At 71.0% G+C, this 18,078-nt stretch carries 17 protein-coding genes and 1 pseudogene; 12 read left to right on the forward strand and 6 right to left on the reverse strand.

The features are described 5' to 3' along the window. Positions 1-16: 16 nt before the first annotated feature. Positions 17-1,747 (forward strand): methylmalonyl-CoA mutase family protein, encoded by a 1,731-nt coding sequence (locus ACWDRB_RS06150; RefSeq protein WP_449892038.1) that lies wholly within the window; start codon positions 17-19, stop codon positions 1,745-1,747. Further along, the gene (scpA, locus tag ACWDRB_RS06155; RefSeq protein ID WP_449892039.1) at positions 1,744-3,891 is read left to right on the forward strand and encodes a methylmalonyl-CoA mutase; all 2,148 of its coding nucleotides are present in this window, start codon (positions 1,744-1,746) and stop codon (positions 3,889-3,891) included. Before ACWDRB_RS06150 ends, scpA begins: the two co-directional genes overlap by 4 nt. On the opposite strand, the gene ACWDRB_RS06160 is transcribed toward scpA, so the two are convergent. Then, on the reverse strand, positions 3,885-5,927 hold the full coding sequence (locus ACWDRB_RS06160) for a serine/threonine protein kinase (protein WP_449892040.1): 2,043 nt from the start codon (positions 5,925-5,927) through the stop codon (positions 3,885-3,887). The genes scpA and ACWDRB_RS06160 overlap by 7 nt on opposite strands. 110 nt (positions 5,928-6,037) lie before the next feature. Here ACWDRB_RS06160 and meaB point away from each other — a divergent pair, with 110 nt between their 5' ends. From meaB to ACWDRB_RS06175, 3 genes are all read left to right on the forward strand, one after another. Continuing rightward, positions 6,038-6,997, forward strand: a complete 960-nt coding sequence (gene meaB, locus ACWDRB_RS06165) for a methylmalonyl Co-A mutase-associated GTPase MeaB (RefSeq protein ID WP_357727993.1) — start codon at positions 6,038-6,040, stop codon at positions 6,995-6,997. A gap of 86 nt (positions 6,998-7,083) precedes the next feature. After that, entirely contained in the window at positions 7,084-8,838 is a 1,755-nt protein-coding gene (locus tag ACWDRB_RS06170; protein ID WP_449892041.1) for an AMP-dependent synthetase/ligase, read from the forward strand. Continuing rightward, entirely contained in the window at positions 8,835-9,233 is a 399-nt protein-coding gene (locus tag ACWDRB_RS06175) for an acyl-CoA thioesterase (protein WP_449892042.1), read from the forward strand. Before ACWDRB_RS06170 ends, ACWDRB_RS06175 begins: the two co-directional genes overlap by 4 nt. Before the next feature lie 38 nt (positions 9,234-9,271). Here the strand turns inward: ACWDRB_RS06175 and ACWDRB_RS06180 are convergent, their stop codons facing one another. Then, positions 9,272-10,345, reverse strand: coding sequence for an acyltransferase family protein (locus ACWDRB_RS06180; RefSeq protein WP_449892043.1), 1,074 nt, complete (start codon positions 10,343-10,345; stop codon positions 9,272-9,274). A 146-nt stretch (positions 10,346-10,491) separates the two neighbouring features. On the opposite strand from ACWDRB_RS06180, the pseudogene ACWDRB_RS06185 reads away from it, so the two are divergent. Next, positions 10,492-11,684, forward strand: a pseudogene (locus tag ACWDRB_RS06185) (RNA-guided endonuclease InsQ/TnpB family protein); the annotation flags it as partial. Between the two features lie 30 nt (positions 11,685-11,714). On the opposite strand, the gene ACWDRB_RS06190 reads toward ACWDRB_RS06185, so the two are convergent. Beyond that, positions 11,715-12,335, reverse strand: a complete 621-nt coding sequence (locus ACWDRB_RS06190; protein WP_449892307.1) for a TetR/AcrR family transcriptional regulator — start codon at positions 12,333-12,335, stop codon at positions 11,715-11,717. Positions 12,336-12,388: 53 nt separating this feature from the next. Beyond that, positions 12,389-12,526 carry a hypothetical protein gene (locus ACWDRB_RS06195; protein ID WP_449892044.1) on the reverse strand — a complete coding sequence of 46 codons (138 nt, stop codon included), beginning with the start codon at positions 12,524-12,526 and terminating at the stop codon, positions 12,389-12,391. Positions 12,527-12,641: 115 nt separating this feature from the next. Here ACWDRB_RS06195 and ACWDRB_RS06200 point away from each other — a divergent pair, with 115 nt between their 5' ends. The 3 genes from ACWDRB_RS06200 to ACWDRB_RS06210 are packed head-to-tail and all read left to right on the forward strand — an operon-like array spanning position 12,642 to position 14,070. After that, a complete protein-coding gene (locus ACWDRB_RS06200; RefSeq protein WP_397366241.1) occupies positions 12,642-12,980 on the forward strand; it encodes an ArsR/SmtB family transcription factor in 339 nt (112 codons plus the stop codon). Continuing rightward, entirely contained in the window at positions 12,977-13,447 is a 471-nt protein-coding gene (locus ACWDRB_RS06205; RefSeq protein ID WP_397366242.1) for an SRPBCC domain-containing protein, read from the forward strand. The genes ACWDRB_RS06200 and ACWDRB_RS06205 overlap by 4 nt, the downstream gene beginning before the upstream one ends. Continuing rightward, positions 13,444-14,070: a dihydrofolate reductase family protein gene (locus ACWDRB_RS06210; RefSeq protein ID WP_397366243.1), complete on the forward strand. Its 627-nt coding sequence runs from the start codon at positions 13,444-13,446 to the stop codon at positions 14,068-14,070. The genes ACWDRB_RS06205 and ACWDRB_RS06210 overlap by 4 nt, the downstream gene beginning before the upstream one ends. 6 nt (positions 14,071-14,076) lie before the next feature. On the opposite strand, the gene ACWDRB_RS06215 is transcribed toward ACWDRB_RS06210, so the two are convergent. Beyond that, positions 14,077-14,250, reverse strand: coding sequence for a hypothetical protein (locus tag ACWDRB_RS06215; RefSeq protein WP_397366244.1), 174 nt, complete (start codon positions 14,248-14,250; stop codon positions 14,077-14,079). A 25-nt stretch (positions 14,251-14,275) separates the two neighbouring features. Here ACWDRB_RS06215 and ACWDRB_RS06220 point away from each other — a divergent pair, with 25 nt between their 5' ends. The 3 genes from ACWDRB_RS06220 (at position 14,276) to ACWDRB_RS06230 (ending at position 17,712) form a co-directional block, all read left to right on the forward strand. Then, positions 14,276-14,797, forward strand: a complete 522-nt coding sequence (locus ACWDRB_RS06220) for a CGNR zinc finger domain-containing protein (RefSeq protein WP_350726648.1) — start codon at positions 14,276-14,278, stop codon at positions 14,795-14,797. Positions 14,798-15,026: 229 nt separating this feature from the next. Further along, positions 15,027-16,691 (forward strand): ABC-F family ATP-binding cassette domain-containing protein, encoded by a 1,665-nt coding sequence (locus ACWDRB_RS06225; protein ID WP_449892045.1) that lies wholly within the window; start codon positions 15,027-15,029, stop codon positions 16,689-16,691. 37 nt (positions 16,692-16,728) lie between these two features. Continuing rightward, on the forward strand, positions 16,729-17,712 hold the full coding sequence (locus tag ACWDRB_RS06230) for a hypothetical protein (protein WP_449892046.1): 984 nt from the start codon (positions 16,729-16,731) through the stop codon (positions 17,710-17,712). A 68-nt stretch (positions 17,713-17,780) separates the two neighbouring features. On the opposite strand, the gene ACWDRB_RS06235 is transcribed toward ACWDRB_RS06230, so the two are convergent. Beyond that, positions 17,781-18,041, reverse strand: coding sequence for a TFIIB-type zinc ribbon-containing protein (locus ACWDRB_RS06235; protein WP_350726654.1), 261 nt, complete (start codon positions 18,039-18,041; stop codon positions 17,781-17,783). Positions 18,042-18,078 lie beyond the last annotated feature (37 nt).

Here is an 18,078-nt window from a genome sequence, read left to right on the forward strand (position 1 = left end):
CGCCTAGTATCCGACCATGGAACTGGCCACGGGGTTCGAGTCCATCTCGCGAGACGGCTGGCGGGCGCTGGCGGTCGAGGTCCTCCGCAAGTCGGGCATCGAGACGGAGGCGCCGGAGGAGGCGCTGTCCACCGCCACCTATGACGGGGTGACGGTCGCGCCGCTCTACGACCTGGACGACCTGCCCGGCGACCCCGGGCTGCCCGGCGAGGCGCCGTACGTGCGCGGGGCCCGCGGCACTCCCGGCTGGGAGGTGCGCCAGCGGCACGCCGTGGCCGACCCCGAGGCGGTGCTGGCCGACCTGGAGAACGGGGTCACCTCGCTGTGGCTCGTCGTCGGGGACGGCGCCATCCCGGTGGACGCGCTGGGCGCAGTGCTCAAGGATGTCTACCTCGACCTGGCGCCGGTCGTGCTGGAGGCTGGGGACCGGGTACGCGAGGCCGCCGAGGTCCTGTTCGGGCGCGGGAGCGCCGTGCGGGGCAACCTGGGCGCCTCCGCCGTTGAGGGTCCGGGGCTGGAGCTGGCCAGGCGCTGCGTCGACGGGTTCCCGGGGCTCGGGGCCGTCACCGTCGACGCCACCCCGTACCACGACGCGGGCGGCAGCGACGCCGAGGAGCTGGGCTGCTCGATCGCCCAGGGAGTCGCCGAGCTGCGGGCGCTCACGGACGGCGGGCTCTCTGTCGAGCAAGCGCTAGGGCAGATCGAGTTCCGGTACGCCGCCACCGCCGACCAGTTCGCCACCATCGCCAAGCTGCGCGCGGCCCGCCGGCTGTGGGCCAGGGTCGCCGAGGTGTGTGGCGCCGCCGGGCACGGCGGCCAGCGGCAGCACGCGGTGACCAGCTCGGCCATGATGACCGCCCGCGACCCCTGGGTGAACATGCTGCGCACCACCCTGGCCTGCTTCGCCGCCGGCGTCGGCGGCGCGGAGGCGGTCACGGTGCAGCCGTTCGACGCCTGCCTCGGGCTGCCGGACGCCTTCTCGCGGCGCATCGCCCGCAACACGCAGGCGCTGCTGCTGGAGGAGTCGGGCCTCGGGCGCGTCATCGACCCCGCCGGCGGCTCCTGGTACGTCGAGCGCCGCACCGCCGACCTCGCCGAACGCGCGTGGGCCTGGTTCCAGGAGATCGAGGCGGCGGGCGGGATCGCCCGGGCCGCCGGGCTCGTGGCGGACCGGATCGCCGCCACCCGCGCCCGCCGCGCCGACGACGTCGCCCACCGCCGCCTGCCCATCACGGGCGTGAGCGAGTTCCCGAACGTGCACGAGAAGCCGGTACGACCGCCCACGCCCGCGCAGGCCGCCTCCGAGACGGGCGGCCTGCCCCGGGTCCGCTACGCCGAGGAGTTCGAGGCCCTGCGCGACCTGGCCGACGCGCGGCCCGAGCGGCCCACGGTGTTCCTCGCCACGATCGGGCCCGTGGCCGCCCACACCGCGCGGGCCGCGTTCGCCGCCAACCTGTTCCAGACGGGCGGGCTGGACACCGAGACCGCCGGTCCCGGGGCCGATCCCGAGCAGATCGCCACCGCGTTCGCCGTGAGCGGCGCCTCCGTCGCCTGCCTGTGCTCGACCGACAAGCTCTACGCCCAGCACGCCGCCGCCGTCGCCACCGCACTGCGCAAGGCCGGTGCGAGGAAAGTCTGGCTGGCGGGGAAGGGGGAGTACGAAGGCGTGGACGGAAACCTCTACGCGGGCTGCGACGCGCTGGCCGTGCTCCGCGAGACCTTCGACGACCTGGAGGTGACCCGATGATCCCGGACTTCTCCGGCATCCCGCTCAACGCCCTGCCCAAGGACGGGCCGCAGGCGCCGAAGCACGCCGGTGAGGTGTGGGAGACGCCGGAGGGCATCGAGGTCAAGCCGCTCTACACGGCCCACGACCTCGAGGGCATCGACTTCCTGCGCACCTACCCGGGCGTGGCCCCCTACCTGCGCGGCCCGTACCCCACCATGTACGTCAACCAGCCCTGGACCATCCGCCAGTACGCGGGCTTCTCCACGGCCGAGGACTCCAACGCCTTCTACCGGCGCAACCTCGCCGCCGGGCAGAAGGGCCTGTCGGTGGCCTTCGACCTGGCCACGCACCGGGGCTACGACTCCGACCACCCGCGCGTGGCCGGCGACGTGGGCATGGCCGGGGTGGCGATCGACTCCATCTACGACATGCGGCAGCTGTTCGACGGCATCCCGCTCGACCGCATGTCCGTGTCGATGACCATGAACGGCGCCGTGCTGCCCGTCCTCGCGCTCTACATCGTGGCGGCCGAGGAGCAGGGGGTCGCGCCGGAGCAGCTCGCGGGGACCATCCAGAACGACATCCTCAAAGAGTTCATGGTCCGCAACACCTACATTTATCCCCCGACGCCGTCGATGCGGATCATTTCGGATATTTTCGCTTATACGAGCGAGAAGATGCCGAAATTCAACTCCATCAGCATTTCCGGTTACCACATCCAGGAGGCCGGGGCGACGTGCGACCTGGAGCTGGCCTACACGCTGGCCGACGGCGTCGAATACCTGCGGGCCGGGGTCGGCGCCGGGATGGACGTCGACCGGTTCGCGCCGCGGCTGTCGTTCTTCTGGTGCATCGGCATGAACTTCTTCATGGAGGTCGCCAAGCTCAGGGCCGCCCGGCTGCTGTGGGCCAACCTGGTTTCTGGATTTAATGCGAAAAATCCGAAATCGCTGAGCCTCCGTACGCACTCCCAGACCTCCGGCTGGTCGCTGACCGCGCAGGACGTCTTCAACAACGTGGCCCGCACCTGCGTCGAGGCCATGGCCGCCACCCAGGGGCACACGCAGTCCCTGCACACCAACGCCCTCGACGAGGCGCTCGCGCTGCCCACCGACTTCTCCGCCCGCATCGCCCGCAACACCCAGCTGCTCATCCAGCAGGAGTCGGGCACCACCAAGGTGATCGACCCGTGGGGCGGCTCCTACTACGTCGAGCGCCTCACCCACGACCTCGCCGAACGCGCCTGGGCCCACATCCAGGAGGTCGAGGCCGCCGGCGGCATGGCCAGGGCCATCGAGGCTGGCCTGCCCAAGCTCCGCATCGAGGAGGCGGCCGCCCGTACGCAGGCCCGCATCGACTCGGGCCGCCAGCCCGTGATCGGCGTCAACAAGTACCGCGCCGAGAGCGACGAGGCCGTCGAGGTGCTCAAGGTCGACAACAGCGCCGTACGCGCCCAGCAGCTCGACAAGCTGGCCCGGCTCAGGGCCGAACGCGACCCCGGCGCCGTGCAGCGCGCGCTCGACGCGCTCACCAAGGCCGCCGACAACCCCGCGCCTGGCCTGGAGCACAACCTGCTCAAGCTGGCCGTGGACGCCGCCCGGGCCAAGGCGACCGTGGGCGAGATCTCCGATGCCCTGGAGCGGGTGTTCGGCCGGCACGCCGAGCAGGTACGTACCATCTCTGGGGTGTATCGCGACGAGTCAGGCCCCTCCGCCAACATCGAGCGCGTCCGCCGGGCGTGCGCCGACTTCGAGCGGGCCGAGGGCCGCCGCCCGCGCATCCTGGTGGCCAAGATGGGCCAGGACGGGCACGACCGCGGCCAGAAGGTGATCGCCACCGCGTTCGCCGACCTCGGCTTCGACGTGGACGTCGGCCCGCTGTTCCAGACGCCGGAGGAGGTCGCCAGGCAGGCGGTCGAGGCCGACGTGCACATCGTGGGCGTGTCGTCGCTGGCCGCCGGGCACCTGACGCTGGTGCCCGCGCTGCGCCGGGCGCTGGCCGACCTCGACGCCGGCGACGTCATGATCGTGGTCGGCGGCGTCATCCCGCCCGGCGACCACGACGAGCTGCGGGCCGCGGGCGCCGCCGCGATCTTCCCGCCCGGCACGGTGATCGCCGACGCCGCCCTCGACCTGCTCGACCAGCTGAGGAACCGTCAGTAAGTTCCCCGGTCGCACATCGTGACGGAGATCGTCCGCTGGGTGGCGACCGGGGACGTGATCCGGAGCGTGACGCGATGGACGCCGCCCGTGCTCTTGAGGCTCTGCGGCGAGGTCAGGAAGCGCTGGCCGTTCTCGGTGACGAGCGCCGACGAGCGGCCCACGGCGACGTTGTCGATGTACCAGGTGTAGCGGAAGGTCAGCGGCCGGCCCGTGCGCTGCACCATCGCCTGCAGCGTGACCTCGCCGCCGGTCCAGCAGTCGCCGTTCTTCGCGCCGCCAGGGCGGACGTAGACGAGCCTGAGCCGGTCGGCGGCGGGCGTGGCACTCGCCGTCGGGTCGCCGGTCGGGTCCGCCGTCGATCCCGCCGTCGGGACGTTGCTCGGGGTGCCGACGGTCTGCGGGCTGGGCCTGGGGGTACGCGAGCGTCTCGGGCGCGTGGTGGGGGTGGTCGCCACCTCGGTCGTGGGCGCGGTGGTCACGTCGGAGACGTTCTTGGCCTTGGGGGTGGGCGTGGTGGGGGTGAGCCACATGATGGCGCCGGCCAGCGCCAGTACGGACACGCCGGCGACGCCCGCGATGAGCACGATCTTCACCCGCCGCCGCCCGGACCGCCGCGGCCGCTCGGGCGCCTGGGGCGGGGCCTGGGGCTGGGGCTGGGGCGTGCCCGGCACGAGGAGGTCGACCAGCGCCGAGTGCTGGGCCACCGACGGCTCGGCCACGACCTGCGCGGCGCCCGGCCCTTCGGCGGGCGGGAAGCCCGGCGGCGGCTCGGCGGGCGCGTGGTGCTGGAAGGCGGGGGGAACCGGGGCCTCGACCGGAGCCGCCATCGGGAACGTCCCCGGCCCCTGGCCGTGCGGCGCGGTCGCACCTTGGTGGTGCGCGGCCACGCCTTGGTCGAAGTGCGCGGGCGAGCCCTGGCCGAAGTGCGGGCCTTGATCGACGTGGGCGGGCGCGTTCTGGCCGAAGTGCGGGCCCTGGCCGTGGTGCGCGGGCGGAGCGGGCTGCCCCACCACGGGCTGTCCCGACAAGGGCTGGCCCGCCACGGGCTGGCCCAGGGACTGGGGGTCGGTGCCGTGGCTCTGGCGCGAGGTCCTGCGCGGCAGCGGGGCCGCGGGCTGCTCCGCGGCCGGCTCCTGGGCGCGGGCCCGGCGCGGCGGCGTGTCCTGGTCGAGGGTGGCGTCAGGCGTGTCCTGCCAGGCCGCCAGCGGGGGATCGGGCCTGTGGGGCTGGGTCTGGTACGGGGCCGTCTGCTGGCGGGACGGCGCGGTCAGCCGCAGCAGCACGTCACGCATCGCGGGGCGGGAGCCCGGATCCTTGGCCAGGCAGGCCAGCAGGATCTCGCGTACCGGCCCGCGCAGCTCGCCCATGCGCGGCTCGTCCTTCAGGATGCGGTTGATCACCGCGGGCAGCGAGTCGTCCCCGAACGGCGGCACCCCCGTGGCCGCGGAGACCATCACCGACCCCCACGCGAACACGTCAGCCGCCGCCCCGCCCGCCTGCCCGGCGAGCTGCTCGGGCGCCATGTACGCGGGCGTGCCGACGAAGGTGCCGGTCGCCTTCACGCCGGTGCCGAGCGCCCCGGCGATGCCGAAGTCCACCACCCGCGGCCCGTCGGGCCCGATCAGGACGTTCGCCGGCTTGAAGTCCCCGTGCACGACGCCGGCCTGGTGGATGGCGTCCAGCGCGGTCGCGGTCGCCACGGCGAGCCGCTGCAGCTCCGCCCCGCCGAGCCGGCCGACCTGCTCGAGCGAGGGTCCGTCCACGTACTCGGACACGATGTACGGCCTGCCGCTGGTCGAGGCGTCGAGCACCTGCGCGAGGCAGAACGGCTCGACCTTGCGCGCGGCGGCGATCTCCGTGGCGAGGCGGCCGTCGACGGAGAGCCCCTCACGCAGCACCTTGACGGCGACCGGGGTTCCGTTGCGGGCCTGGCCGAGGTAGACGACACCGTGGCCGCCCGCGCCGAGCCGACCGACCAGCCGGTAGGGTCCCACCGTTGCCGGGTCGCCCTCGCGGAGGGGTTCGACGTTGGGCATGAGGGGAGTGACTCCTGTGACGGCTGAGATCAGAACTCCAGCACCCTACTGGCAAAAGTCAAGAATTGTCAGAGATTAGCTGATCAACTGGGAAGAAAGGGGTAAGCCGGGTGCACTCGCTGGAGGACTACGCCCGAGGCGTACGGGCCGGGTCCCGTACGTGGATCGCCCGCGCGATCACGCTCGTCGAGTCGACCAGGCCCGACCACAACGTCCTGGCGCAGCGCCTGCTCGTCGAGCTCACCCCGCTGTCCGGCCACGCGCGCCGGATCGGGATCTCCGGCGTGCCCGGCGTGGGGAAGTCCACGTTCATCGACGCGCTCGGCACGATGCTGACCGCGCAGGGCCACAAGGTGGCCGTGCTGGCCGTCGACCCCTCCTCCACCAGGACGGGCGGCAGCATCCTCGGCGACAAGACCCGCATGGCCCGCCTGTCGGTCGACCCCGCCGCGTTCATCCGCCCCTCGCCCACCTCCGGCACCCTGGGCGGCGTCACCAAGGCGACCAGGGAGGCCATGGTCGTCGTGGAGGCCGCCGGCTTCGACGTCGTCCTGGTCGAGACCGTCGGCGTGGGCCAGTCGGAGACCGCGGTGGCCGACATGGTGGACACGTTCCTGCTGCTCACGCTGGCCCGCACCGGCGACCAGCTCCAGGGCATCAAGAAGGGCGTGCTGGAGCTCGCGGACGTCATCGCGGTCAACAAGGCCGACGGCGAGCACGAGCTGCCCGCCAGGAAGGCCGCGCGGGAGCTGGCCGGCGCGCTGCGCATGCTCCGCTCCGACTCCACGCCGCCGCCGGTGCTCACGTGCAGCGGGCTCACCGGCGACGGGCTGGACAAGCTCTGGCGGCACGTGCTGACCCACCAGGAGTCGATCGACCTGGCCGCCAAGCGCCGCGGGCAGCAGGTCGGGTGGACGTGGACGCTGGTGCGCGACCGGCTGCTGTCCGAGCTGCGCCACGACCCCGAGGTGGCGGCGATCACCGAGGAGATCGAGCGGGAGGTCCTGGCGGGCGAGCTGACGCCCGCGCTCGCGGCCGACCGGCTCCTGTCCGCCTTCAAACGCCCCTGAGACGGGAAGCACGCGGCGCGCTGGTCTATCCCAAATGGTGGGATTGCTTTTAGAGTCGGCGTCAACACCGTCCAGGAGGTTCAGGCATGTCCAGCATTCCGTCCCTGCTGCGCGACCGGATCGCGGCGACCCCCGACGCGGAGGCGTACAGATTCCCCTCGGACGACGGCTGGGCCTCGCTGTCGTGGCGCGAGGTGGGCGACCGCGTGCGCGGGCTGGCCCTCGGCCTGGCCGGGCTGGGCTCCGGGCCCGGCAAGCGGGTGTCGATCCTCTGCTCGACCCGGGTCGAGTGGATCCTGGCCGACCTCGCGGTGCTGGCGACCGGAGCGGCCACGACCACGATCTACCCGTCCAACACGGCGGCCGAGTCGGCGTTCGTCATCACCGACTCCGGCAGCACGATCGTCATCGCCGAGAACGACGACCAGGTGGCCAAGCTCAGGTCCGTCCAGAAGGAGCTGCCCGACGTCACCCACGTCGTGGTCGTCGACGGCTCGCCCAGCGAGGACGGCTGGGTGGTCACGCTCGCCTCCCTCAGCGGTGAGGGCGACTACGACGCCATGGTGGACGCCATCGCCAGGGACGACCTGGCCACCCTCATCTACACCTCGGGCACCACCGGCCGCCCCAAGGGCGTGGAGCTGACCCACGACAACTGGCTCTACGTCTCCGAGGCCGTCCGCGGGCTCGGCATGCTCTCCGAGTCCGACCTGCACTTCCTGTGGCTGCCGCTGTCGCACTCGTTCGGCAAGCTGCTGGAGGTCGTCATGATCGACATCGGCGTGCCGACCGCGATCGACGGCCGCCTCGACAAGATCGCCGAGAACCTCGGCGTGGTCAAGCCGACGTTCATGGCCGCCGCGCCGCGCATCTTCGAGAAGATCCACAACACGGTCGTGGCCACCGTGCGCCGCGAGGGCGGGATCAAGCTGCGCATCTTCGACTGGGCGAAGCGGACCGGCATCCGGGTCGTCAGGGCCCGCCAGCGCGGGGCGGACATCCCGGTCACCACCCGGATCGAGCACGCCCTGGCCGACCGCCTGGTCTTCGCCAAGCTCCGCGACCGGTTCGGCGGCCGGATCCGCTTCTTCATCTCCGGCGCCGCCCCGCTCTCGCAGGACATCGCCGAGTTCTTCGACGCGGCGGGCCTGACGATCATGGAGGGGTACGGGCTGACCGAGTCGTCGGCGGGCAGCTTCCTCAACCGGCCGGAGTCGGTGAAGTTCGGCACGGTCGGGCCGCCGCTGCCCGGCACCGAGGTCCGCATCGCCGACGACGGCGAGGTCCTCATCGGCGGGCGCGGCATCATGCGCGGCTACCACGGGCTGCCGGAGGAGACGGCCGGGGCGCTGGAGGAGGGCTGGTTGCACACCGGTGACATCGGCGAACTCGACGAGGCCGGACGGCTGCGCATCACCGACCGCAAGAAGGAGCTGATCAAGACCTCGGGCGGCAAGTACGTCGCGCCCACGTACCTGGAGGGTCGGATCAAGGCGGCCTGCCCGTACGCGTCGCACGTCTTCGTGCACGGCGACCGGCGCAACTACGTCACGGCGCTGGTCACGCTCGACATGGACGTCGTCAAGCCGTGGGCCCAGGCCGAGGGGCTGCCGTCCGACCCCGAGGAGCTGCGCGAGCACCCGCGCGTGCGCGAGGAGGTCGGGCGGGCCATCGACCAGGTCAACGCCGACCAGGCCAGCTACGCCACGGTCAAGAAGTTCGCGATCCTGGCGGAGGACTTCACCGTGGAGACGGGCGAGCTGACGGCCAGCCTCAAGATCAAGCGCAAGGCCGTCGAGGAGCGCCACGGCAAGACCCTCGACTCCTTCTACGACGGGTGAGCGATCCCGTCGTGATCTCCCACCTGCCGGTGCGGCCGAGGCACTGCGACGCCCAGGCCATGATGCACGCCTCCCGCTACTACGAGTACATCGAGGACGCGTTCCTCGACTGGATCGGGGCCCGCGGCGGCTACGACCGGCTCCGGCGGGAGGGCGCCGACCTGGTGGTCAAGGCGAGCGGGTGCGAGCACCACGCGCCCGCCCGCCTCGGCGACGTGCTGGCCGTGGAGAGCGCGCCGGCCAGGGTCGGCACCACGTCGATCACGATGACGTTCACGATGCGGCGCGGGGACGAGCTGGTGGCCGTCGGCACGGTCACGTACGTGTGCGTCCGCGACGGCCATCCCACCCCGCTCCCCGCGATCCTCACAGGGCCTCCTTCGTCGGCCCTGTGAGGAAACTCCTGTGCTTATTGGTTCACTCACTCCGTTCGCTACAGGACCCGCTTCGCCCCCGGCAGCGACCGCACCAGGTACGCCAGCGACCAGCACAGCGGCAGCGCCACCACCAGCATGATCGCGAACTTGACGACCGCGACCGCCTCCAGCGGGCGCAGCGCGTAGCCGATGGCGACCAGCACGAGCGGGTGGATGATGTAGACGGTGAAGGCGTGGTCGGACAGGAACCTCCCGCGCGGCCCCTGCTCGGCGAAGCGCTCCCTGAAGAGCACTGACAGCCCGATGATCATGCTGACCGCGAAGGCCGACTCCCAGGTGGCCGTCAGCGCCGACGAGAGCTGCCCGCCGGTCATCCGCGAGAGCGGCAGCAGCACGGCGCTCGACACACCCGCCACGACGAACCCGAGATGCCCCGCCCGCGCGGGCAGCGTCTCGAACCAGCCGCGCCTGAAGGCCGCGCACCCGAGGGCGAACATGGCGACGTACTGCGGCAGGAAGTCCGGCGTCGGCAGCCCGAGCACCGGCACGTACGTGCCGGTCGGCACCGGGATGCGCCACAGGAACGTGGCGAGGGACAGGACCAGGACGAACAGCACGATCGACCGGAGCCGCAGCGGCTCGGGGCGCGGATCGGCCGCCGGCCGCCGGCTCCGCCACCACGCGTACACCAGCGCGAAGACGATCAGCACCTCGGCGAACCACATGGGCCCCGGGTCCCACGAACCCAGGTAGTACTGCCAGTACGGCAGCTCCGGGCGCTGCGCGAGCCCGCCGAAGTTCACCAGCGGCCGCAACAGGACGAGGAAGACGAGCAGCGGGATGCCCAGCCGCACCAGCCGGTCCCGGACGAAGGCGCGCGAGCCCTTGCGGTCGTACGAGCCGGGGGTGAAGAAGCCGGAGATGAGGAAGAAGAACCCCATGAAGAACGCCTGGTTGAACACCACCAGGATGTCGAGCGCGACCCCCGACGGGTCCTTGGCGGGCTCGGTGTAGAACCACAGGGGGATGTTCCCGTACGTGACCGCGGCGTGGTGGGCCACCACCAGCGCGGTCAGCACGATCCGCAGGTTGTCGATCGAGTGGAGCCGGGTCCTCGGCTCGGTCTTCATCGGAACCTCCAAGGAAACCCCACCTTGAGGTGGGGGAGAAATCGGACCTCTGGGGAGCAGAGCAGGGGCAGGCGTTTCGCCATTGAGCGAACCGCCGTTCACCAGATCAGGGGCGGCGTTAACTGATCTCGCGATAAAAATGAGGCGTGGCGCGGATCGTGAAGCGGGCCTACAAGTACCGCTTCCACCCGATCCCCGGGCAGGCCGAAGAGCTCGCCCGGACGTTCGGCTGCGTCCGCGTGGTCTACAACAAAGCCTTGGAGGAACGGACCCGTGCCTACACCCTGGAAGGCAAGCGCGTCTCCTACGTGGAGTCCTCGGCCGCGCTGACGGCGTGGAAGAAGACGCCCGAGCTGGCGTTCCTGGGCGAGGTGTCGTCGGTTCCGTTGCAACAGGCGCTTCGCCATCTTCAGGCGGCCTTCAGCAACTTCTTCGCGCGCCGAGCCGAGTACCCGACGTTCAAGTCCCGCAAGAAGTCGCGCGCGTCCGCGGAGTACACCCGCTCGGCTTTCCGCTGGCGGGATGGACGGCTCACCCTGGCGAAGATGGACGCGCCCCTGAACATCGTGTGGTCGCGCCCGCTCCCCGAGGGAGCCGAGCCGTCCACCGTGACCGTCTCCCAAGACGCGGCCGGACGCTGGTTCGTGTCCCTCCTCATCGAGGAGAGGATCTCCCCGCTTGCTCCGGTGGAGACTCAGGTGGGGGTGGACGCGGGCATCACCGCGCTGGTCACGCTCTCGACCGGTGAGAAGGTCACCAATCCGGGGCACGAGCGGACCGACCGGCGGCGTCTGACCAAGGCGCAGCGGGCGCTGGCTCGCAAGGTCAAGGGCAGCGCGAACCGGGCCAAGGCCCGATTGCGTGTCGCCAAGGTGTACGCGCGGATCGCCGACCGGCGGCGTGACTTCCTGCACAAGCTTTCGACTCGGCTCGTCCGTGAGAACCAAACGGTCGTGATCGAGGACCTCACCGTTCGCAACATGGTGAAGAACAGCAGGCTCGCCCGAGCCATCTCGGACGCGGCCTGGCGGGACCTGCGGATGATGCTGGAGTACAAGACAGCGTGGTACGGGCGGGAACTGGTGGTTGTGGATCGCTGGTTCCCTTCCTCCAAGCTGTGCTCGGCCTGCGGGGCACTCGCCGAAAGCATGCCGATGCAGGTCCGCGCCTGGACGTGCGCCTGCGGCACCTCCCACGACCGGGACGTCAACGCCGCGAGAAACGTCTTGGCCGCCGGGCTGGCGGACAAGTAAAACGCCTGCGGAGCTGGTGTAAGACCTCAACGAGAGTCCTTTCGGGCGGGCAACCGGCGGTGAAACAGGAAGCCTCACGGGCGACCGTGAGAATCCCTCTCGACCGAGGGAGGAAGTCAAATCCTGCATGCCCTTTCGAAGAGGTCGGCGAGTTCGCGCGCGTGCGCGTCGAGGTCGTGGTCGGGATAGGCGGCCCAGTAGCCGAACATGCTGTCCATGGCGGCCGACACCGAGATGGACATGACGCGGAGGTCGAAGTCCCTGAATTCGCCGGTGCGCTGCCCGAGTTGGAAGATCATCTCGATTGCCCGGTAGATCTCCTCGCTGGTGTGCACGCCGTAGCGGGGTTTGCCGTCGGCGCCGCGCAGGTTGTTGAAGATCTCGCCGAGCGCCAGGATCTTCGAGCGGTGCTTGCGCATGTGCGCGGCGTTGGCGACGAAGTACGTCCGCAGCAGGGCGCCGGCCCCCTCCACGCCCTCCATCGCCGCCACCACGTGATCGGCGGCCTCCGTGTAGGCGCGGGTGACGACCTCCTCCATCAGCTCGTCCTTGCCGGCGAAGTGGTAGGAGATGACGCCCTTGCTGATGCCCGCGTGCTTGGCGATGCGCGCAAGGGACGCCTGGGCGAACCCGACGTCGGCGATCACCTCCACGGCCGACGCCACGATCTGCGCGCGCCTGGCCTCCTCGATGAACGAACGGCGCTTCTGGCCGTCCGGTTCAATTTCTGACCGCATGGCCAAAATTTAACACATACGGCCAGAAACGGCGACGCTCGTCGCCTCGCGCCTCACCTCAGCCGGGACCGGTAGACCGCCCTGGCCTGCTCCAGCAGGGACACGTGGTCGCCGAACTGGTAGGCGCCGACCAGGCGGCCGTGCTGCCTGATGAGCTCCTCCAGCAGGCCGAGCCACTCCAGGCACCACACGACGTCCTCGCGCCGGGCGACCCGCCGCCCTGAACCGTCCTGATCGGCAATCGTGGTCTGAATCTCGATACTTAGCCCTTGCGCTAACTATTACGGGATGGCCATACTTAGCCGCATGGCACAGTATTCGGCGGAGCTCGACGGGGTGTTCGTCGCACTCGCCGACCCGACCCGGCGCGCCGTCGTCCGGCGTCTCGGCCGCGGGCCCGTGAGCGTCGGCGACCTCGCCCGCGACTTCCCGATGACCCTCCCCTCGTTCATGAAGCACGTGCGGACGCTCGAATCGAACGGGCTCATCCGCACGCTCAAGTCCGGCCGGGTGCGCACCTGCGTGCTCAACCGCGAGCGGCTCGCCCTGGTCGACGATTGGCTCGCCGAGCAGCGCCGGATCTGGGAGGAGCGCACCGACCGCCTCGAACGGTTCGTCACCTACCTGGAGGAGAACCCGCAGTGAATCCCGATCTCGACCTCGCCCTGGAGCGGATCATCCGCGCCCCGCGCGCGACCGTGTGGAGGGCCTGGACGGACCCGTCCCTGCTCGAGAGGTGGTGGGTCCCGGCTCCGTACCGCTGCCGGGTGGACCGCCTGGACCTGCGGCCCGGCGGGGCGTTCGTGACGCGGCTGAGCGACGGCGGGGCCGAGTTCGGCCCGCACCTGGACGCGTGCTTCCTCGCCGTGGACGAGCTCGAGCGGATCGTGTTCACCAACGCGATCGACAGCGCGTGGCGTCCCGCGAGCCCCGCCCCGGTCGCGATCACCGCCACGATCACACTCAACGATCACCCGGACGGCACGGACTACCGGATCGTCGTCCGGCACGGCGACCCGGAGGCCCGCGCCCATCACGAGAAGCTCGGCTTCGCCGACGGCTGGGGGACGGTCGCCGCCCAGCTGGCCGCTCTCAGCGAGGGCGGGCAATGAAGATCGCTCTCACCGAGTTCCTCACCCTCGACGGGGTCAGCCAGGGACCCGGCTCGCCGGAGGAGGACACCAGCGGCGGATTCACCCGTGGCGGCTGGCTCGTTCCCCACATGGACGGGACGTTCGTCCAGCGCGCCTCCGACTGGCTCGACCTCGCCGACGGCCTGCTGCTCGGACGGCGCACCTACGAGGCGTTCGCACGCGACTGGCCGAAGATCACCGACCCGGCCGACCCGTTCACCGAGCGGATGAACACCCTGCCGAAGTACGTCGTGACGAACACCCTCACCGAAGGGACCTGGAACCCCACGACCATCCTCAAGGGCGACCCGGTCCACGCGGTCGCCGAACTCAAGGCACGGCCGGGCCGCGAACTCCAGATCCACGGCAGCGCCCGTCTCGGCGACTCGCTGCTGGCGGCGGGCCTGATCGACACGCTCCGCCTCGTGATCGCCCCCGCCGTCGTCCGGACCGGCCGGCGGCTGCTGACCGGCGTCGGAGCCCCGTCCGGCCTCCGCCTGCTCCACCACGAGGCCACGCCGAACGGCCTGCTGCTCCTGGAGTACGAGGTGACCGGCCAGGCGCGCCAAGGCGCCTACGAGGGCGTCGCCGCCTTCGCCTGAGCGGCGCTACCGGGAGGCGGCGCGAGGACGGTCGCGGGGCGGGACGGTGGCGACCATGCCCGAGGTGCGCACCTCCCACACGCCGCAGGCACACCGCAGGTAGGAGACCGTGCCCTCGGAGGTGCGGTGGGAGGAGACGACGGCCAGGGCCAGGGGGTCGTGCAGGTGTCCGGAGTGCATGCTTCCAATCTGCTGTAATGGCCTTATGCATTTCAACGCTTACGGCGGCAACGGGGCGGCCCTCGCGGCGGAGCTGGTGAACGCGACCGACTTCAGCCCCGAGGCGGTCGAGGCGATGCTGACCGAGCACCGCCTGGTTCGCACCGTCGTCACGGCCGAGCAGGCCGAGGAGTTGCGGGTGTGGGCGGGGCGGCTGTCGCCGGTGTTCGGGGAGCGGGACCAGGACACGCAGATCAAGCTGATCAACGATCTGCTCGACGTCACCGCGTCCAAGCCGTACGTCAGCGCGCACGACGGGCGCGAGCCGCACCTGCACTTCTTCGACCCCAGCGCGGACGTCGTGTCCAGGGCGAAGGACACCACGGCCGGCGGGCTGGCCATGGCCATGTCGTTCGCGGGCAGGCACCGGCTGGGGCGGTGCGACCGCGACGGGTGCGAGATCGTCTTCGTCGACACCTCCCGCAACGGGCGGCGCCGGTTCTGCTCTCCCGCCTGCGCCAACCGGGTCAACGTCGCGGCGCATCGTGCGCGCGGCCTTGCGGGGTGATCGAGGCGTCGCATACTCTTTGGACGTCTTATCGCCGAGCCCTGGGGGCAGCTGACGTGAGGATCTGAGGTCGCGGGCACCGCGCCGTTCCGCCCTGTCGTGGGCATGCGCGCACACCTGGACCTCGTGGCGATCCTCGTCGTCCCGAATCCTCTGCTTGTGTTGCGCGCGTTTGCGGTGATTTCCCGCCAAGTCACGAAATTTCGATCTTTGTGACGGGAGCCGCCTTATGTCTTTTTCCATTGTTGTAGATCACGTGTCCTTCGGCTGGCCGGACGGCACCAAGGTGCTCGACGGGCTCGACGCCGCGTTCCCCGCGGGGCGCACCGGGCTCATCGGGACCAACGGGTCGGGCAAGTCCACCCTGCTGAAGGTCATCGCGGGGGAGCTGGCCCCCCGGCCCGGATCCGTGTCCGTCTCCGGCGAGATCGGATACCTGCCGCAGAACGTCCCGCTGGGCGCCGGCCGTACCGTGTCGGACCTGCTGGAGATCAGCGCGACGCGGACGGCGCTGCACGCCATCGAGAGCGGGGACGTGGCCGAGGAGCACTTCGCGGCCGTCGGCGACGACTGGGACGTCGAGGAACGCGCCCGCGCGGAGCTCGACCGGCTCGGGCTGGACCACGTCGGGCTGGACCGCACGGTCGGCACGCTGTCCGGCGGCGAGACCATCATGGTCGCGCTCGCCGCCCAGTTGCTGAAACGGCCCGAGGTGCTGCTGCTCGACGAGCCCACCAACAACCTCGACCTCGACGCGCGGGAGCGGCTCTACGCCGCGGTCGCCGCCTGGTCGGGCGTGCTGGTGGTGGTCAGCCACGACCGCGCGCTGCTGGAGCTGGTGGACCAGATCGCCGAGCTGCGCGACGGCGCCGTGCGCATGTACGGAGGCAACCTGAGCGCCTACGAGGAGCAGGTCGCCGCCGAGCAGGAGGCCGCCCAGCGGATGGTACGGACCGCGGAAGGCGAGATCCGCCGCCAGCAGCGGGAGCTCATCGACGCCCGCACCCGGATCGACCGCAGCCAGCGGGCCGGCCGGAAGGCGTTCGAGAACAAGAAGGCGCCGAAGATCGTCGCCAACGCGCTCAAACGGAAGGCCCAGGTGACGGCGGGCAAGCAGCGCAACCTCGCCATCGAGAAACTGGAGGAGGCGCGGGGGCGGCTGACGGAGGCCGAGCAGGCGGTGCGGGACGACGCGGAGATCCGCATCCAGCTGCCGGGCACCGAGGTCCCGGCGGGCCGCACGGTCCTGACCCTCCCCCTCGCCCCGCCTTCGGGCCATGGCACTCCCGAAGCCGGTGCCTCCGAGCGGCGTCGCGTTCCGGAGGACCACGAGGTCAGTGAGGAGGAAGCGGAAGGGGATGTGCGCGGCGTGGTGCTGGAGACGCTGGTGGTGCGCGGTCCCGAGCGGATCGCGTTGCTGGGCCCCAACGGCTCCGGCAAGACCACGCTGCTCAAGCGGATCGTCGAGCACGGCGCCCACGTCCCGGTGCGCTACCTGCCGCAGCGCCTCGACCTCCTGGACGACGCGCTGAGCGTGGTGGACAACGTGCGGGCCGTGGCCCCGTCCGCCTCCGTGAACGACGTCCGGGCCCGCCTGGCGCGCTTCCTGTTCAAGGGCGAGCGGGCCAACCAGGCCGTCGGCACGCTGTCGGGTGGCGAGCGCTTCCGGGCGACGCTGGCCGCGCTCCTGTCGGCCGAGCCGCCGCCCCAGCTGCTCCTGCTCGACGAGCCGACGAACAACCTGGACATGGCCAGCGTCCACGAGCTCTCCCAGGCGCTGAACGCGTACCGGGGGGCGCTCGTCGTGGCCAGCCACGACGTGCCGTTCCTGGAGACGATCGGGATCACCCGGTGGCTGCGACAGGATCGCAATGCCGGACTGTCCGAATCCTGATTGACGGGCAGGGATCAACCGGACGATAGTGTGACAGGTGGCTGGACCCCGGTTGATCTCCTGCGTTCTCGCCCTGGCAACCCTCACGCTCAGCGCGTGCTCCTCGGCGTTACCGTCCCCGACCGGAGGCGAGCCGAAGGTCAGCGGGGTGGCCGGCGGCAACGGCGGCGGCGTGCCCGCCGGCGGCGGCACGGCGGCGCAAACCCCGAGCCCGGCCGCGCTCACGGCCGAGGCCTACAAGGGCGAGCTCCAGGGCAGGCACAAGTCGATGGCGGACGCCATCAGCGCCCTGGCCGGCGCGCGCGGGGTCAAGGCCCTGGACCAGCGCGTCGGCCGCGCTGAGCAGGCGCTGAGCGGGGCCGCGGACGCGCTGGCCGCCATCACCCCACCCGACGCCGTACGGCCCCAGCACGACGCGTACGTGGCCAGCCTGCGCGACTTCGCCGGCGAGCTCGGCTCCACGGCGGGCAAGGTCGGCGCGCGGAACCTGTGCACGTCCTCGGCCGTCCTCATCGACCTCGACGCCAAGCTGGCCGCGCTCGACAAGGCGGGTGCGGCCCTGCAGAGCGCCGGCGACTACCCGGCCGACGTCGTGAGCGTGAAGGCCGGCAAGAAGCAGACCAGGCGGCTGAAGAACGGCTCGTTCATCAAGAGGGCCACCTTCAATGGCCGCAGCTCGCTGGAGATCGACAACGGCGGCACCCGCGACTCCGTGGTGACCATCATGAAGGGCGGGAGCAAGTCCTTCAGCGTGTACGTGCGCAAGAACGCCAAGTTCAAGGTCAAGGGCGTGCGCGACGGCAGCTACAAGGTCTACTTCACGCACGGCGTGGACTGGGACGGCAAGAGCAAGTCGTTCACGCGTAACTGCAGCTTCGAGAGGTTCCAGAAGTCGGTGAAGTTCAAGACGACGTTCACCGCCACACAGATCCGCTGGCACGACTGGCGGATCACGCTGCACGCGATCGCGGGCGGCAACGCCCGCACCTCGCCCGTGGACCCCGACGACTTCCCGGGCTGACCCGCGGATCCGGACCGCGGAACGCGCGAAGGCCGCACACCCCCACCGGTGCGCGGCCCTCGTCGCGATCAGGTCGAGAACAGCATACCCACCCAGCTGCGCTGCCGGTGGTGGTGGCCGCCGTAGTGGCCGCCGCCGTGCGGGGCGCCCCAGGCCGGGCCGGGGGCGGGGGGCGGCGGGGGAGAGGTGTGGTACTGAGTCTCCATCCGGGTCAGCGTCTCGAGCTCGCCGTAGTCGAGGAAGATCCCGCGGCAGTTGTCGCACTGCTCGATGTGAACGCCGTTGCGCTCATAGGTTCGCATGTTCCCGCGGCACTTGGGGCACTGCATCTAGGTCGCTCTCCTTGGCTTCGAGGTCTCAGGTTGA

The organism is Nonomuraea sp. NPDC003707, from assembly GCF_053587055.1.